Below are 15,878 nucleotides of genomic sequence, written 5' to 3'. Positions count from 1 at the left end.
CGATGGCCGGCGAGACGCTACCCGGCAAGTCGCTGGGTTTCAAACTGGCGGTGGAGAGCCTCTTTCGCGGCTATGCCGAAGGCTTCGACGATTTCGAGCTGCGCAAGGTGCTCGACTGCTTCGCCTATCCGGTGACGATCTGGCAGCTCGGCAAGGGCACGGTCTTTGCCGATGCCGACGAGCTTGCCGAAAACGTCGAAGCCCTGTTCGAGATGTTCGAGAGCGAGGACATCGTTCGTTCCGACTTCTCGGTCATCGAGGCCCACTCGTCGGGCAACGCCGCCTTCGTCACGCTGACATGGCGGCAGGAGCGCTCGGACGGTGAGGTCGCCATGGAGTTTCGCTGTCGCTACGCCCTCAGGCGCAACGATCTGTCCGGCCACTGGCTGATCGCGCTGGTGATCAACGAGGAAGAGGTCTCGCTGCAGTGATCGTCATCGGCCTGACCGGCTCGATCGGCATGGGAAAGTCGACCACCGCCGAATTCTTCGCCGAGGCCGGCCTGCCGATCCATTCGGCCGATGCGGCGGTGCATGACCTCTATCGCGGCGCGGCCGCACCGGCGATCGAGGCGGAATTTCCCGGCAGCGTTCGGGAGGGGGTCGTTGATCGCGCGCTTTTGGCCGAACGGGTTCTCGGCGACCCGGCGGCACTGAAGCGGCTGGAAGCGATCGTCCATCCGCTGGTCCGCGAGGCGGAGCGGCGGTTTTTGAAAGACGCCGAGGCCAGGGGCGCACCGGCCGCGATCCTCGACATTCCGTTGCTTTTCGAGACCGGCGGCGAGACCCGCTGCGACCGCATCGTCGTCGTCTCCGCGCCGTTCGCGGTGCAGCAGTCGCGCGTTCTCGCGCGGCCGGGCATGAGCGAAGCAAAGTTCCAGTCGATCCTCGCCAAGCAGACGCCGGACGCCGAGAAGCGGGCCCGGGCCGACTTCGTCGTCGACACCTCGCGGGGGATCGAGGATGCGCAGCGCCAGGTGAAGGCGATCCTCGCTGAAATCCTGTCCGGTGGTGACGGGCGATCCGAGACGGGCAGCGATACCAGGAGCCACTGAAAGCGAGCCTGGTTCCATGCCGCGATTTCGCCGCGCCTTCGGCTTGGCGCCGAAAATCACGAGCGTGTCCGACGGGCGGACGCCTCGGCGTCCTTGCTCGGTGAACCGACTCGTCCAGCGCGCCGCCCATACCTTCAAAGGCGGTGCGCGGTGAGACAGGTCAGCTTCGAGACATGATCGCGGCCGACAATCTGAAAAAAGCCTCGGCCTTCCACTCAGCGTCCTGATTATCCGAATGGTTTTGCCACCGCCATGTGCCGTCTTCTCGCCTATGCCGGTCCGCCGATCTTCCTCGATGCGCTGCTCGTCGAGCCCCGCGCCTCGCTGATCGCCCAGTCGATGGCGGCCCGCCGGGCGCGCACGGCGGTGAATGGCGACGGCAGCGGCATCGGCTGGTATGGCGAGCGGGCCGAACCCGGTCTCTATCGCTCGATCGTGCCGGCCTGGTCGGACGCCAATCTCGTCTCCCTGTGCCGGCAGATCCGCTCGCCTTTGTTCATGGCCCATGTCCGCGCGGCGACCAGCGGCGAGGTGTCGACGGCGAACTGCCATCCCTTCACCGACGGCCGGGCGATCTTCACCCATAACGGCCAGATCGGCCACTACGGGCGGATGCGCCGCGCCGTCGAGGCGCTGATCGCCGACGACCTCTATCATCTCAGGCAGGGCTCGACGGATTCGGAAGCGATCTTCCTGGCGTCGCGTCGCAATCGGTCCGGCGAGGATGCGGCCGGCGCCATCGCCGCGACCCTCGCGGACATCGCCGCCATTCGCGACGCCGCCGTTGGCGAAATGCCGACCCCGCGCGAGACGCAAGCCGGCGAGCGACGGGAAATGGAGCAAAACCCCTGCGGCACCGACGAGACGGGAGCGATCCGCTTTGCCGCCGTCCATGCCGACGGCGCCTGCCTCACCGCCTATCGCTGGGCCGACGACGGCCGGCCGCCGTCGCTCTATTGGCGCCGCCACGGCAATGCGGCTGCCCCGGGCACGGTGATCGCCTCCGAACCCTTCGACGAGGTCGACGACGGCTGGAATCTCGTGCCGCCGTCCTCGGTCCTGACGGCCTGGCCGGACGGCCGGATGACGCTGCGGCCCTTCGAGCCGGCGGTCACTGCTCGTCGCGGCGCAGGCATCGTTTCGGTGGCTGCGTCCGCGTGACGGTCGTCCCGTGCGAGGACGTTGCACTCGCACACAGGCACTCGTGGCGTTTCGACGTCATCGGTCGGGTGTTGACCCGCATTCACACACCTCGTTCCTGCCCAGCGGTTGGCGCTGCAGAGGCGTTGCCGAATGGCTGGATGCATCACCGCTTCGTCATCCCGGGCCTGACCCGGGAGCCATTCCAAATCAATGGGATAGTGTTGGGGTTCGCTGCCGACACATCGTTGCTCCCCAACGAAATGCCAACGGCCCGCGGCTCGGAGACTACCCCATTCACACATCTCGAAAACGCTTCCAAGACAGCGGCTTGCGAGAGAGCACCGGGACACCGCGGAGCAGAAACTGGAGGCGCCGGCCGTGACGGCTCCTCATTCTCGTGTCCCCTCCCTCCAACATTCGCAGATTGGATCGAGCTACGGTCGTGGCCAGGCCGCGTGCACGGGCGGGGAGACGATGATTAGGCAAAGCCGTTGAAACTGCGTCATCCTTGGGCTCGTCGAGAGGATCTACCGCCAGCTCAGCGACAAAATCCTTGCAGAATGGCCTCCGCCTGCGAAGCATCCACTTATCAAATGCTCTTCTTAGAGCGTGATGAGATGAGCTCCGCTCATCATCTCGCTCTATCTCCCTGTTTGCGAATGATCTTTTCTGAAAGCCGGTTCCCACTTTTCGGGATCATGATCTAATACCGTCGGCCCCGGTCTTTGACCGGCGCCAAGGGGTCTACGCTCAAGTGCCGCGCGGTCTTGATACCGACGGCCCGCGAGTCAATTTCCCGGGCCGTCGGTATAAGACAGCGTGTTAGGATTGAGATCGGAGTGGCCGGAGGCAGAGAAAAGCAAGGCGCCACCCCCGACGCTTCGTCATTCTCGGGCCCCGTCCCGAGAATCCAGAGATCGTCGGGCACCTTTCGCTTCAGCCGCAGAAAGCCGAAGCGGTGATGTTGCGGCGGATGCCCCTGGATTCTCGGGACGGGGCCTGAGAATGACGAGGCCGCGAGGTCTCGCGACACCCTCAAACGGTGGCAGCGCTTGGCACAGGCTCACCAATGAAGCCCCTCTGAGACATGTTAATCTCGTCGGCAGGGTCTCCAGAATGCCGAAGCTTCAAGATACGCCGGTACTCGTCGACGCAGCTGCTCCCCGGCATCAACTCGCTGATAAACCTCTACGATATGTGTCAAACGTTCCGGCACGAAGGTGCCAGCTCAGGGCATCGAGGTTCGCCATTCGCCGTCCACATGGATGACACCGCCTACCAAGCCGGTGCCTGCCGGCACCGGCTTGCCGGCAAAGCTCTGCCGGTCAATATGAATCCTGTCGGCCGGGAGAGGCGAAGCTCCGGCCGCCGCTATCTCGAATGGGCCGGGGTCAGCCCTTCTTCTGGTCGCCCGCCGGCAGCCGCGGCGTGGTGGCGCCGTCGCTCGCCTTTTCGTCGGCGGTGACGATCGGCGTCATCGGCGCTTCGGCCGTGACGTCCTTCTTGAAGCTGCAGGCCATGGCGCCGGATGCTGCGGCGAGCACGAGGCCGGTGGCGGTCGTCACTGCGAGAAACGTCTTCATGGGATACGATCTCCGTCTGCGGTTTCCACATGATCGATGGTAGCGGACGGCCGATCTCGCGCAAGCGCTGTGGGGCGGGCGGGAATCACTTGTTGGTGTGGGCGGGGTGATCCGCGCCGGCGCCGTCTTCGCCCACGGATGGCGTTGCGATGCTTCCTCCCAGGGCTTCGCCATCCGCATCCACCGGCGCCTTCACCCGCGTCACCGTAAAGCCACGCTCGCGGAGCAGCGCGACGAGACCCTCCTCGCCGGGAAGATGCAGCGCCCCGACGGCGACGAAACTGCCGCCCGTCTCCAGGAAGGGCTGCAGCCGGTCGGCCATGCGCAGATTGCGCTCGGTGATGACCTTCTCCTCGAAGCTGCCATAGCCTTCGCCGGAGCCGACCAGCATGCCGCCTTCCGGCACCGCCGCCTCGATCGCCGGCAGGATCGTCGCGACGTGCTCGCCGAGATAGAGCGCGATCATCGTCTCGAAGACGTCGTCCAGCCGATCCTCGGCGGCGAGCAGCGCGACCAGCCCGTCCATCTGCTCCTTCATCGGGATCGCCGCGAGGCTCTGCAGCTGTTCGGCGGCGGTCTCCAGCCCCTCGACCGGCTTGCCCGACCGCCTCGCCGCCGCCGCGAGATCGGTGTCGAGGACGAGCGGGACGCCGCCGGGAGCCGGCTTCAGGCAGTCCGGCAGCATGAAGCCGCTCGACAGGAACCATGGCTGCAGCCGCTCGATCGCCTGGAAGGGGACACCCTTGGCCGAAAGCATCGTTTCGAGCTTCTGCCGCTGGTCGGGGGTGAGATAGTCTTCAAGCGTCTTGCCGTCGGCCAGCGTCGTCAGGCCAGGATCGGCAAACAGCGCGCCGGCCATCTTCATCTGATCGAGGATGTCGGTCGTCTCGATGATCAGGCGGTCGCTTTCCTCGAAGGCGGTCTCGACGGGCGCCGGCAGAGCGAGGAGCCGCGGATCGCCGAGATGCATGGTGCCGAAGAGATAGGACGGCGCGACGCCCTCCGCCGCGACCCGGAAGAACCGCCCTTCGCCGTTCTCCACCTTGGCGGCCTTCGCCTCGACGGCCTCGTACTTGCCGGCGGCGACGAGCCCCGGCACGAGGTTTTCGCCCTCGCAGGCGGGGGAGGCGGCGAGGCTTTCCACCGGCCAGAACAGGCCCGCAAGGGCAATCAGCATCGCCGGCAGGGCGCCTCGCCGCCGGGCCACCGTGGTCTTCGCTCGTCCGATCACCGCCTGCTCCCGTTCTTTCGGTCCGTCACCCCGGCGCACCGCAATCCGGCGACATGTCGGACGCGACGGCGCTCACCCCTCCGCCGCGCTCTTCCTGCGGGCGCGCGGATGGGCCGAGCGATAGATGGACATCAGCCGGCCGGAGTCGACCGCCGTATAGGTCTGGGTGGTCGAGAGGCTGGCATGGCCGAGCAGGTCCTGGATGGTCCTGAGGTCGCCGCCGGCGGCCAGCAGATGGGTGGCGAAGGAGTGGCGCAGCGCATGCGGCGTCGCCGACGCCGGCAGCCCGAGCGCGCCGCGCAGGCGCGCCATGTTGCGCTGGACGATCTGCGCCCGAAGCGGACCGCCCCTTGCGCCGCGAAACAGCGGTTCTTCGGCGGGCAGTGCGAAGGGGCAGAGCCGGCGATATTCCGCCACCGCCGCAAGCACCGCCGGAAGCAGCGGCACGAGCCGCGTCTTGCCGCCCTTGCCGGAGATCGCCATCGCCCGCTCGTTCGGATCGGCGAGCGCGTCGCCGGGAAGGCCGAGCGCCTCGGAAATGCGCAAGCCGCAGCCATAGAGCAGCGTCAGCACCGCGACGTCGCGCGCCGAGATCCACGGCTCGACCGCAAAGCTCCCCGCATCCTCGGTGACCTCCAGCGCGTCGTCCACCGACAGCGGCCGGGGCAGCGACTTCTGCGCCTTGGGCGCCCGCATCGCCCGCGCGCCGGCGGCCGAGACGAGGCCCTTGCGCTCCAGATGCTTGAGAAACGCCCGGACGCCCGAGAGATTGCGGCCGAGCGAGCGGGCCCCGGCGCCGTCCCCCCGCCGCGAGGCGAGGAAGGCGCGCAGCTCGGCGGTCCTCAGATCGGCGAGGTCGGCCAGCGCCGCCGGCCGGGCGTTGTATCCGGTGAGGAAGACGAGGAATTGCCTGAGATCCCGCTCATAGGCGGCGATCGTATGGGCGCTGGCGTTGCGCTCGTCGGCAAGGGCGGCGAGCCAGGCGGCCTTCTCGGCCAGAAGCTCCCCCGTCGCATGAACCAGGATGGTGTCGCTCATTCCCGAAGGCTCCTGCCGCCGCGCCGCCGCCTCAAGGGCTTGGCCCCGCACCGTCTTTTTCGTGCCCTGAGGGCTCGGCGCATGAAACCATCTGCCCGTTGAGAGAGTCTTTCTGAGGACGGGCGGCGAACGGACGCCTCGATTTCGTTCACGCCTGCACTATTCCCTTCGTCATCGCCACCCGGCGCCCTCGCGGCGCGGGCGGCAGTTTCGAAATTCCCACAGACACCACGGAGACACTCTCATGAAACGTCATGCCACCGCCATCTGGAAGGGTGCCCTTTCCGACGGAACCGGCGCCATCACCACCCAGTCCGGCGCTCTCGACAATCACGGCTATTCCTTCAAGGCGCGCTTCGAGGACGAAAGCGGCAAGTCGGGCACCAACCCGGAAGAGCTGCTCGCCGCCGCCCATGCCGGCTGCTTTGCCATGCAGCTGTCGCACTTTCTTGCCGAAAACGGCACGCCGGCCGAAGAGCTGAACGCCAAGGCGGTGGTCAGCGTCGAGCAGGAAGGCGGCGGCTTCGCCATCAAGTCGAGCGCCATCACCCTTCAGGCCAAGGTCCCCGGCATCGACGAAGGCACCTTCGGCGAGCTGGCGGCGAAAGCCAAGGAAGGCTGCCCGGTCTCGAAGGCGCTGGGCGCGATCACGGTGACGCTGGACGCGAAGCTGATGTGAGGCGGCCGCTGCCTTGAAGCGGCTCCGGACGATGCAAGGGAACCCGTGCGGTGAAGGCCGCGCGGGTTTTTTGCGGGGGCGGAGGGTTGGCGAGGATGGGCCGAAAATAGACTGGCGGCTTTGAGGGGTCGCGGGTGGAAAGCCGCCATTCGGGTTTCCCCCCTGCGGTCATCCAAACCATGCACAGCTGATGTCCGCTTCGAGACAACTCCGAAGACAGGTAAGTCCGTGCCGGCGTTGAGTTTTGTAGCAGAGATTTTCCTGAAGATTCATCGCCGGCGATTTTGTCGCGAAACCTAGAATTTGTGAGACAACCTATCTACGCTCCGTTGATTGGCAACTATTGCCATACTCCGAGACTTCCCTGCCAGCTCGGCATTCAATCGCCTCGGGATCGTCCTCACGACGCAGATGCGTGCGCGCGATGAACGCTCCGGTCAGCGCAATCGCCACCACCGCCCCAATCCATGCTCCGTAAAGACCCAATCCGAGGATGGAGCCGGCAGCGACCGGGCTAGCAATGTCCGTCACAGCAACAAGCGACTGCATGGTTCCCATAACAACGCCCTGCCGTTCCTGTGGAACCTGGACGGAGAGCGCCGCCATGAAGGTCGGACGCGCCAGCGCAACGCCTGTACTGATGCAAAGCACGGCAAAGGCAAGTGTCGGAATATTTGTGGCGATGCCCGCCGCAATGTAACCGAGCGACAGAACGCAGAACACCAAGACCACGAGATTGCGTTCGGTGAAGTATTCGCTAATCCGCTTGAGGAGAAAGAGCTGGACGACGATGTTGATGACGCCGTCGGCAGCCAGAAGGTAGCTGAGTTCTTTGGGGCCAAAGGCATGTCCGTTCCACGAGAAGGTGTCGCCGAGAAAAACGGCGAGCTGCGAGGTGAACAGGCCATAAGAGAAATAGTGGCAGAGAAGAACGATGATGAGCACGCGGATGGCAGGCGCTGCGACGATCGACCTGAATGACACCCTTTCGTGAATCTCGGCACTCTCGGCCGCGCCTTCGGGCTGGCCGGGCGCTTGCGCGCTCTTCACCCAAAAGGTGGTCACGACGATGCTGGTTGCCGAAAGGATCAGTGACAGCCAGATCGGGGCCGTGAGCGAAATATCGGAGACATACCCCGAAATGCCCGGCCCGACGATGCCGCCAAGGCCGAGGCCCGCGCTGAGGATGCCGATTGCCTGACGCCGGTTCTTGGGCGAACTGTTGTCGGCGGCATATGCGGCGGCGGCCGAGAAGTTGGCCGCGGTGAGTCCGAGCAAGACCCTCGCCAGCAGCACGAAGACCACGGCGTTCGCAAGTGCCAACAGGGTGAGGCTCACCAACGCCCCCGCTTGGCTTGCCAGCAGCACTTTCTTGCGACCGAAACGGTCGGAAAGCTGCCCGAGAATCGGAGCGGCCACGAACTGGCTGAGAGCTTCCGCGCCGAGAACGACACCGAGGACCAGGGGCGTAGCGCCAAGCTCCCTGATATAGAAGGGCAGAATGGGCAGGACTGCCCCGGCGCTCGCCGCGTCGAGGCTCACGATGATGAAGACTGGCAGCATGACCTGCCAGTTCAGCCGTGTTTGGTGAGATGGAGCCTGTTCTGCTCCATTCGCTCCGGTTGGCCCGCTCATATCAGGCCCCTTTGGAGTCAAGGGTCAGAACGGTGCGCGAGGCACTGTCGGATTTCGACCATGCCTCCCCGACCTCTGACAGCGGGATCGGATCGACCGCGATCCTGAACCCCCTGGATGCGGCGGCGCGCAGCACCTCGCCGGTGAGACTGACGAGCCGATCAAGCGCAATGCTGCCGATGCCGCTCCCCATCATCTCGATCGCCGAGGCGCGCAACACGGCGCTTGGAAGCGTGATCTCTAGCCCGCTCACCGATCCGACCTGAACGAAACGTATCGGGACCGCCTCTGCTCCGGTCCTTGAAGCAGCGATCAAAAGCCGCTCGGCGCTCTCGCCCCAAAGATAGTCGATGACGACATCAACCCCTTCCGCGAACTGCGCCATGACACTCCGTTCCAGCGCTTCGCCGTCGCCGGTCAACTGGATCGTCACGTCAGCGCCAACGCCGGTGAGTGCGCGCAACGTATCCGCGTTGCGGCCGGTCGCGATCACCTTGCCTGCACCAAGATGCTTTGCGATCTGCACGGCCAGCTGGCCCGCCATGCCGGTTGCGCCGTTCACCAGCACGGTTTCGCCCGCCTTCAGCCGGGCGCGTTCGGTGAAGGCCGCCCAGGAGGACAGGCCGGGATTGGCGATCGCGGCCGCCATCACATCGTCGAGTTCGTCAGGGACCGGCAGGCACTGTGTGCTCGGCGCAACCGTGCGCTCGGCCATGCTGCCATAGGGCGGATGCGGCAGGGCGAAGTAGACCCGTCGCCCGTCATCAAGTCGCCCCACGCCGTCGATGCCGGCGACGAGGGGGAATTCGCCCGATGAACTGTAATGCGCACCAGACGCGCGGCTTCTGGCGACGTTGCTGATAGCGGCCGCGGTGACCGTGATGCGGCTGTCGCCGGGGGCGGCGACGGCCTCCGGGAAATCGCCATAGACGGGGTCTTGCCCGGCTTGCCGGACGACGGCAGCTTTCATGTTGCCATTCCTTTAATTGCTGGATTCAGCAGCCGCCGCCGACTGATGCGGTAAATGGTTGCAGGTGGCACGTTGTGGAATGTGCGGCCAATGAGTCTTGCCTTCAGCCCAAGTCGGTCCAGTATCGGGCGTGGCACAGGGCAGGATGGCCCGTAGGTGAACTGGAAAAAGGCTCCGCCCGGCCGTAGCAAGCCGGTTGCGCCGGCAAGAATAGCCATGACTCTTCGCAGAGGCATCGACAGAAGCGGCAAGCCGCTGATGACGGCTCCCAAGGAAGCAGCTTCAAACAGAGTGGTCCGAGGAAGCCGTGCAGCATCCATATGAATGACCCGCACCCCGGGGAACCGGGCTTCCAAGAGAAGCGCGAAATCCTCGCCGGATTCGATGAGTGTCAAGTTGCGGGGCGGGATGCCTCTCTCCAGGAGCGACTGTGTGAACACGCCCGTCCCTGGACCAAGCTCAAGAACCGGACCGGTGGCGGCGGATATTTCTGAGGTCATCAGGGCCGCCAGCGACTGGCCGGACGGTGCGATCGCTCCGACCCTCAACGGGTCGGAAAGCCAGTTGCGGAAGAACCGCACATGTTCGGTAGTCTGCCAGATTTCCATCTTGTCACCCGCCTTGTGCGCAGCGCGTCACGCAACGGGCCGCATGCGGCCCCGTTTCAGCCCGACGTTTCGCAGATATTCCTCCAGGGCGGCGGTTTCCTCGGCCGAGACGATCGCGCCGACATAGCCGTCGGGACGGACCAGCACCCAGGTGCCGGGCGTCAAGGCATAGGCATCACGCACGTGGTCGCCATGATCGACGACATCGCCGCGCGAGCCGAAAACGTGGATGCGCAGCCCATAGCGCGGCGCAATGGCGGACCGTTCGACCTCGTAACCGAGCAGCGTCCAGTGAGGCCCCTTGAAAAGCTGGAAGAGGCTCGTCGGGCGGCCGGATGCTCCCATGACTGGAGCTTCGGGCGCACGATCGCCGGCAAGCAGCCCGCCCGCCCGCGGGGGCTTTTCCAGAACCAGCGGAGATTCGGGATAGCCGATGTCGAGCTGGTGAACTTCGCGCCCGCGCCGCATCTCACCGCGCTTCATCGCGTCGAGCAGCTTGGTCGCAAGACCGAGCATCTGCGCCGCGATCGGGCGGCGTTCTTCCTCGTAGCTGTCGAGCAACGAACTGGGACCGTCCCGCAGAACCGTCGCCAGCTTCCAGCCGAGATTGTAGGCGTCCTGAACGCTGGTGTTGAGGCCCTGGCCACCCGTCGGCGGATGGGTATGAGCGGCGTCCCCCGCGAGGAACGTACGCCCGACACGGTAGCGGTCGGCGAGCCGGGCGTTCATATCAAAGGCCGACGCCCAGGACACCGACTGGACGCTGATGTCTTTGCCTGTGCGCTCGGATACGAGCGCCGAAAGGCCCTCCGCCGATAGGTCTATGTCGCCTTCCAGCGGGACCGGACCTTGAATCTGGAACAGGTCGGTGCCTGCGAGCGGGCATATTCCGATCTGCCGCTGCATGTCGCCTTCGTTGAAGCGGTGCCACGCATCGCGATCGAGCCCCGTCAGGACAACATCGGCCACGACGGCGCGGACGCCCAGCGTCTTGCCCGGAAAGTCGATGCCAAGCGCGTGGCGGACAAAGCTGCGGCCGCCATCGGCTCCGACGAGATAACGCGCGCGCACAACCTCTTCCCCGGTGGTCCCGACAATGCAAGCCGCCACACCGTCATCATCCTGCGTAAAGGCGATCAGCTCGCAGCCGAACTCGACACGATGCCCGAGCTCGGCGAGCCGATCGCGCATGACACCTTCGGTGAGGAACTGCGGAATCATCAAGGGCGTGCGGTAAGGCTCGTCCGCCCGCGGCTCCACGGCCTCAGCAATAGGAGACTCGGTAAACGCGCCGCCTTCTGCGTATTCCCGCTGCAGCGGATAGGGGCCGCCCGCAGCAACAATCCGGTCAACGATGCCCAAATCCTCGAAGACTTCCAGCGTGCGCGGTTGCAGTCCCTTGCCTCGCGAACCGCGAAAGGCATCGTCCATCTTCTCGATCAGGCGGAAGGAGATTCCCCGCCTTGCGAGGTCGATTGCAAGGGTGAGGCCGGCTGCGCCTGCGCCGCAAATCAGCACCTCGGTTGTGACGTCTCTTGTCATGCTCACCTCCATATGTGTAAATTGCACATAATAGGAGGATTGGTATGACGTCAAGAAAGAATGTGCAAATTACACATATAAGCCTTCAGATCCGCGAACTTCACGATGCACTGATCGACATTGCCAGTGTGATGAACAGGCCGCAGCGCGACGAAGGCATGGTCCGCGACGCCGGCATCGCCCTTGATCGGGCCTTGTTTCCGCTGCTTGTCGTGATCGAGCGGCGCGGACCGATCGGCGTCGTGGAACTCGCTGACGGAGTGGGGCGCGACTATACGACCGTCAGCCGTCAGGTCGGAAAATTGGAAAGCCTCGGCCTGGTCGAGCGCCAGAAAAGCGAGGCCGACCGCCGGGTCCACAAGGCGGTGATCGCACCGAAGGGCAAGGCCATGACCGACAAGGTCGACGCAGTGCGCGACAGGAACGCACGCGCGATCTTCAAGACCTGGGACGCCCGCGAGGTCGATGACCTGGTGCGGCTCATGCGTAAGTTTGCCGATGCCATAAAGGACGAACCGGCTTCAGGCGACTAATCAGCGCGCATCGCGAAAATTCGCGATCATAGCAACACTTTCTCTTCTGGTTTTTTGCACCGTTCTAGAAGAGACGGTATTGCGACAGCGGCAATCTCGGCTTCTGGCGCGCAGGAGGCATCGCGGCACGCGAAGCTATGTCCGCTTTCGGGCGCGTACCACTAGAACACCTATGACCAACATGGGCGCAAAGCCGACAGCAGCCACCGAGCGCCCCTCGTCCTTCGACAAGCTCAGGATGAGGGGCTACCGAACCGCCGTGAGGCGTCGACCCGTCAATATCTTTGCCCGGCACTGTCATGGCCGCACCCGCTCTCTTCCCTCATCCCGCGCCTGCTTGCGGGCGAGGGAAGAGAGCGAGCGCCAAAAAGATATCCCCGCCCCCCGCGCCGCCCGTACAATCCCCGCACCGCCGTCCCGAGGGACACGGACGATCGCCGGGATCGTTCGGGAGGGCGGGCGGTGTCCGCGGCGCGAACCCTTCCGGAGGGTTTTCGCGTCCCGGACGGGTCCAAGGCTCCGCCGACCCCTCGCGTAATACGGCGCGGGTGCGGATTGGTCCGCTTGAGGTCGCCCTGCTGAAAAGGCGGGGCGGGTGAAGCGTCGGCAGCCGGTGAGCGAACTCGAGGCTCGGGGCGAGGGCGAAAGTCGTCGCGCCGGGCGGGGCGAGCGAGCCGAAAGGGCCTGCAAAGACACCGCGCGGAACGCCGGAGGCGAGCCGTATCAACACAAAAGTTCGGAGGGCTTGCCTCCGGCGTTCCGCTGTCCGCTTGGTTGGCGGCCGGCGAAGACAGCGCCCCGCCGTTCTCGTCGGTCGGGGCAGCGGGAGAAACCGGGCCGCGCCGCGGCGCCGGTGGCATTGGCGTGGCCGTTCGGGCTTCGGGGCGGCGTCAGTCCCGGCGGCGGCGGCCGTAGAGTTCCAGCCGGTGGGAGACGATCTCGTAGCCGAGCTCCCGGGCGATCTCTTCCTGCAGCTTCTCGATCCGGTCGGAGCGGAACTCCACCACGTCACCCGTGTCGAGGTCGATGAGATGGTCGTGGTGCTGGCCGTCGGCATGTTCGAAGCGCGCCGGCCCGCCCTCGAAGGTGTGGCGCTGGATCGCGCCCTTTTCCTCCAAGACCTTCATCGTCCGGTAGACCGTCGACAGCGAGATCGACGGGTCCTGCCGCGAGGCGCGGCGGAAGAGGGCGAGCGCATCGGGATGATCGCCGCCCTCGGCGAGAATCGCCAGGATGGTGCGCCGCTGCCGGGTGATCCTGAGACCCGCCTCCCTGAGCACGGCCTCCAGCTCGCCAGCCCCGCCTTGTTCCCGTCCGTCGGTCATTCGTGAAGGTGCCGTCTCGTTCATGCGTCCATCGTGAAAGTCCTGCCCGGTTCGGCCCGCCATGGCAACCGGGCGGCGCGACGAAGCGCGAAGGCGGCCCCCCGGCAGACCCCGATCGGCAGTCGTCTTGCGATCGGATCGGCGGCGAGAGGCGGCCGCCGTGAACGCCGCGCCGCTCGTTGCGTTCGATCGGAAAGGACGGGGGCTCACCGGCAGGCCGCGTCTAGGGAAGAAGGAAGGGATGGGGCTTTGCTGACGGCAGGATCGGCCACCGTCCGAAGGCCCGGCCGAGGTCGCGGCGGCTTCAAGCTCGGGAGACGGCAAGGGAGGCGGAGAAACCCGGAACGATCTCTCTTGCAAATGATTTGCATTCTTATCAACATGGCGCATCATCGTCGCCGGCCAGCGTCCTTTGCACCGTGCCGGCCAGCCCCGGGATGCGACGGCCGCACGAGGCGGGCGAAGGAGACGGCATGGCATTCGAGGAACGGTCCGATCAGGCGGCGCCATCCGGCTTCGCTTCCGGCGCCCGGCAGGCCTCGCTGGACGAATCCTACCGCTCGATCGCAGTCGGCGGGAAAAATCCCTGGCGCCGCTTCCTCGCCTTTCTCGGCCCCGGCTTCCTCGTCGCCGTCGGCTACATGGACCCCGGCAACTGGGCCACCTCGATCGCCGGCGGCTCGCAGTTCGGCTACACGCTGCTCGCGGCCGTGCTCCTGTCCTCGCTGATGGCGATCCTCCTGCAGGCCCTCTGTGCCCGCTTCGCCATCGCCACCGGCATGGATCTCGCCGAGGCCTGCCGCGAATATTTTCCGCGCTGGGTGTCGCGGGTGCTGTGGGTGCTCGCCGAACTCGCCATCGTCGCCACCGACCTTGCCGAGGTGATCGGCACGGCGATCGGCCTGCAACTCCTGTTCGGCCTGCCGCTGGTCTGGGGCGTGGTGGTCACCGCCCTCGACGTCTTCCTGATTCTCTATCTGCAGGCCAAGGGCTTTCGCCGGCTGGAGGCCTTCGTCGCGTCGATGATTCTGGTCATCGCCTTCTGCTTCGTCGGCCAGCTGATTCTCGCCCGGCCGGAGATCGCCGCAGTCCTCGGCGGGCTGATCCCCTCGCCGGAGATCGTCACCGACAACCGGATGCTCTATCTCGCCCTCGGCATTCTCGGGGCGACGGTGATGCCCCACAATCTCTACCTCCACACCGGCATCCTCCACACCCGCGCCTACGCGCTCGACAAGAAGGGGCGGGAGCAGGCGATCAAATACGCCACCATCGATTCTTCGACGGCGCTGGGCTTCGCCTTCCTGGTCAACGCCTCGATCCTGATTCTCGCCGCCGCCGCCTTCTACGGCTCGGGATCGGGCCAGGTGGACGATCTGACCGACGCCCATGCGCTCCTGCAGCCGCTGCTCGGATCGTCGCTGGCGCCCATCCTCTTTGCCGTGGCGCTGCTGGCCTCGGGCCTGTCGTCCACGGTCACGGCAACGCTCGCCGGGCAGATCGTCATGCAGGGCTTCCTGAAGCTTCGCATGCCGGTCGTCGCCAGGCGGTTGATCACGCGGGGCTTCGCCATCATCCCAGCCGCGATCGCGATCGTTTCCTATGGCGAAAAGGGGGCTGCCGAACTCCTGGTGCTCAGCCAGGTGGTCCTGTCGCTGCAGCTGCCCTTCGCGGTGATCCCGCTGGTGCTGTTCTCCGGCCAGAAGCGCCAGATGGGCGAGCACATGCCGCCCCGCTGGCTCTTGGCGACGACGGCCGTCATCGCCGTGATCATCGTCGTCCTCAATGCCAAGCTGGTCTTCGACTTCATCCAAGCCGGCTTCTGATCCGACCCGTCGACGCAGATCCCAAGAGGACGCCGGGGGGGGGACGGCACCCAGGCGGGCCGACGCGCTGGCGCAAGCAATGATGCGAGCGGCCTGCGGCCGCGAATAGTTTTCCGAAGAAGAAACTTATCCGCCTGCGCCAGCCCGCGACGGGCCGGGCGGGGATTCGCACCTGTAGAGGCCGTCCCGAGCCCGATCGCGGGAACTCGCCCGGACGCTTCGACCAAAATCGACCGCGCGAGCGACAAAAATCGGCCCCATGACGAATCGCGAGGGCGCAAAATCCTCCATCGATTCGTCATCATGACCGGGCGATGACACGGGTAAGCCCAGCCAAACCGGCGGTTTTCGCACTTTTTCGGGGGTTTTGGGGGGTCTGAATTTTTCTGAAAAAAACGCGTTGACTTCGAAAACGGGTAGGGCCTATAAGCCGGTCATCGACGGCAGCGGCGCCGCCGGCGAGCCAGACGGTTCGTCCCAACGGTTGCCGAAACGCCTCGAAAATGGTTCTTCAGGCTTCGGTCGGAACTGAAAAAATGGGTGGCGAAGCGGAAACGCCTTTTCACTCGACGATCGAACTCGATCGTGCTCTTTGACATTGTTGGTAGTAGAGACAAGAAAGAGAAGCGTGGGCGGCGCGGGATCTGCGGCTCATGGATTGATCGGAGTGATCTGATTGGTTTGTGAGTTCTGGAGACAACCAAGTCGTTA

General features: G+C 65.3%; 14 protein-coding genes. 6 read left to right on the top strand and 8 right to left on the bottom strand.

Annotation, left to right across the window (positions count from 1 at the left end):
• Window positions 1-2: 2 nt before the first annotated feature.
• The 3 genes from GTK09_RS17255 to GTK09_RS17245 all read left to right on the top strand — a co-directional run bounded on the left by GTK09_RS17255 (window position 3) and on the right by GTK09_RS17245 (window position 2,215).
• The gene (locus tag GTK09_RS17255) at window positions 3-431 is read left to right on the top strand and encodes a DUF6841 family protein (protein ID WP_163464717.1); all 429 of its coding nucleotides are present in this window, start codon (window positions 3-5) and stop codon (window positions 429-431) included.
• Complete coding sequence (gene coaE, locus GTK09_RS17250; RefSeq protein ID WP_163464716.1) at window positions 428-1,054, top strand: dephospho-CoA kinase; 627 nt, start codon at window positions 428-430, stop codon at window positions 1,052-1,054. The genes GTK09_RS17255 and coaE overlap by 4 nt, the downstream gene beginning before the upstream one ends.
• 252 nt (window positions 1,055-1,306) lie before the next feature.
• A complete protein-coding gene (locus tag GTK09_RS17245; protein ID WP_163464715.1) occupies window positions 1,307-2,215 on the top strand; it encodes a class II glutamine amidotransferase in 909 nt (302 codons plus the stop codon).
• Between the two features lie 1,373 nt (window positions 2,216-3,588).
• Here the strand turns inward: GTK09_RS17245 and GTK09_RS17240 are convergent.
• The 3 genes from GTK09_RS17240 to GTK09_RS17230 form a co-directional block, all read right to left on the bottom strand.
• Entirely contained in the window at window positions 3,589-3,780 is a 192-nt protein-coding gene (locus tag GTK09_RS17240) for a hypothetical protein (protein ID WP_163464714.1), read from the bottom strand.
• 85 nt (window positions 3,781-3,865) lie between these two features.
• Window positions 3,866-5,011 (bottom strand): TraB/GumN family protein, encoded by a 1,146-nt coding sequence (locus GTK09_RS17235; protein WP_163464713.1) that lies wholly within the window; start codon window positions 5,009-5,011, stop codon window positions 3,866-3,868.
• A gap of 72 nt (window positions 5,012-5,083) precedes the next feature.
• A complete protein-coding gene (locus GTK09_RS17230; protein ID WP_163464712.1) occupies window positions 5,084-6,049 on the bottom strand; it encodes a tyrosine recombinase XerC in 966 nt (321 codons plus the stop codon).
• A 244-nt stretch (window positions 6,050-6,293) separates the two neighbouring features.
• On the opposite strand from GTK09_RS17230, the gene GTK09_RS17225 reads away from it, so the two are divergent.
• On the top strand, window positions 6,294-6,728 hold the full coding sequence (locus GTK09_RS17225) for an OsmC family protein (RefSeq protein WP_163464711.1): 435 nt from the start codon (window positions 6,294-6,296) through the stop codon (window positions 6,726-6,728).
• 315 nt (window positions 6,729-7,043) lie between these two features.
• Here the strand turns inward: GTK09_RS17225 and GTK09_RS17220 are convergent, their stop codons facing one another.
• Genes GTK09_RS17220 through GTK09_RS17205 form a run of 4 tightly spaced genes read right to left on the bottom strand, consistent with a single transcriptional unit; the run spans window position 7,044 to window position 11,483 of the window.
• Window positions 7,044-8,363, bottom strand: a complete 1,320-nt coding sequence (locus GTK09_RS17220) for an MFS transporter (protein ID WP_163464710.1) — start codon at window positions 8,361-8,363, stop codon at window positions 7,044-7,046.
• Window position 8,364: 1 nt separating this feature from the next.
• A complete protein-coding gene (locus GTK09_RS17215; RefSeq protein WP_163464709.1) occupies window positions 8,365-9,333 on the bottom strand; it encodes a quinone oxidoreductase family protein in 969 nt (322 codons plus the stop codon).
• Complete coding sequence (locus tag GTK09_RS17210; RefSeq protein ID WP_163464708.1) at window positions 9,330-9,941, bottom strand: class I SAM-dependent methyltransferase; 612 nt, start codon at window positions 9,939-9,941, stop codon at window positions 9,330-9,332. The genes GTK09_RS17215 and GTK09_RS17210 overlap by 4 nt, the downstream gene beginning before the upstream one ends.
• A 27-nt stretch (window positions 9,942-9,968) precedes the next feature.
• Window positions 9,969-11,483 (bottom strand): FAD-dependent oxidoreductase, encoded by a 1,515-nt coding sequence (locus GTK09_RS17205; protein WP_163464707.1) that lies wholly within the window; start codon window positions 11,481-11,483, stop codon window positions 9,969-9,971.
• Window positions 11,484-11,527: 44 nt separating this feature from the next.
• Between GTK09_RS17205 and GTK09_RS17200 the strand changes: the two genes are divergently transcribed.
• Window positions 11,528-12,016 (top strand): MarR family winged helix-turn-helix transcriptional regulator, encoded by a 489-nt coding sequence (locus GTK09_RS17200; RefSeq protein ID WP_163464706.1) that lies wholly within the window; start codon window positions 11,528-11,530, stop codon window positions 12,014-12,016.
• Between the two features lie 890 nt (window positions 12,017-12,906).
• Here GTK09_RS17200 and GTK09_RS17195 read toward each other — a convergent pair.
• Window positions 12,907-13,341 (bottom strand): Fur family transcriptional regulator, encoded by a 435-nt coding sequence (locus tag GTK09_RS17195; RefSeq protein ID WP_163464812.1) that lies wholly within the window; start codon window positions 13,339-13,341, stop codon window positions 12,907-12,909.
• Window positions 13,342-13,814: 473 nt separating this feature from the next.
• On the opposite strand from GTK09_RS17195, the gene GTK09_RS17190 reads away from it, so the two are divergent.
• Complete coding sequence (locus GTK09_RS17190; RefSeq protein ID WP_163464705.1) at window positions 13,815-15,167, top strand: Nramp family divalent metal transporter; 1,353 nt, start codon at window positions 13,815-13,817, stop codon at window positions 15,165-15,167.
• The last annotated feature ends 711 nt before the right edge of the window (window positions 15,168-15,878 follow it).

Source organism: Jiella pacifica (assembly GCF_010500815.1).
Lineage (GTDB): Bacteria > Pseudomonadota > Alphaproteobacteria > Rhizobiales > Rhizobiaceae > Jiella > Jiella pacifica.
Note: the sequence above shows the minus strand (reverse complement) of the source record. Positions and strands in the feature narration are given on the sequence as shown.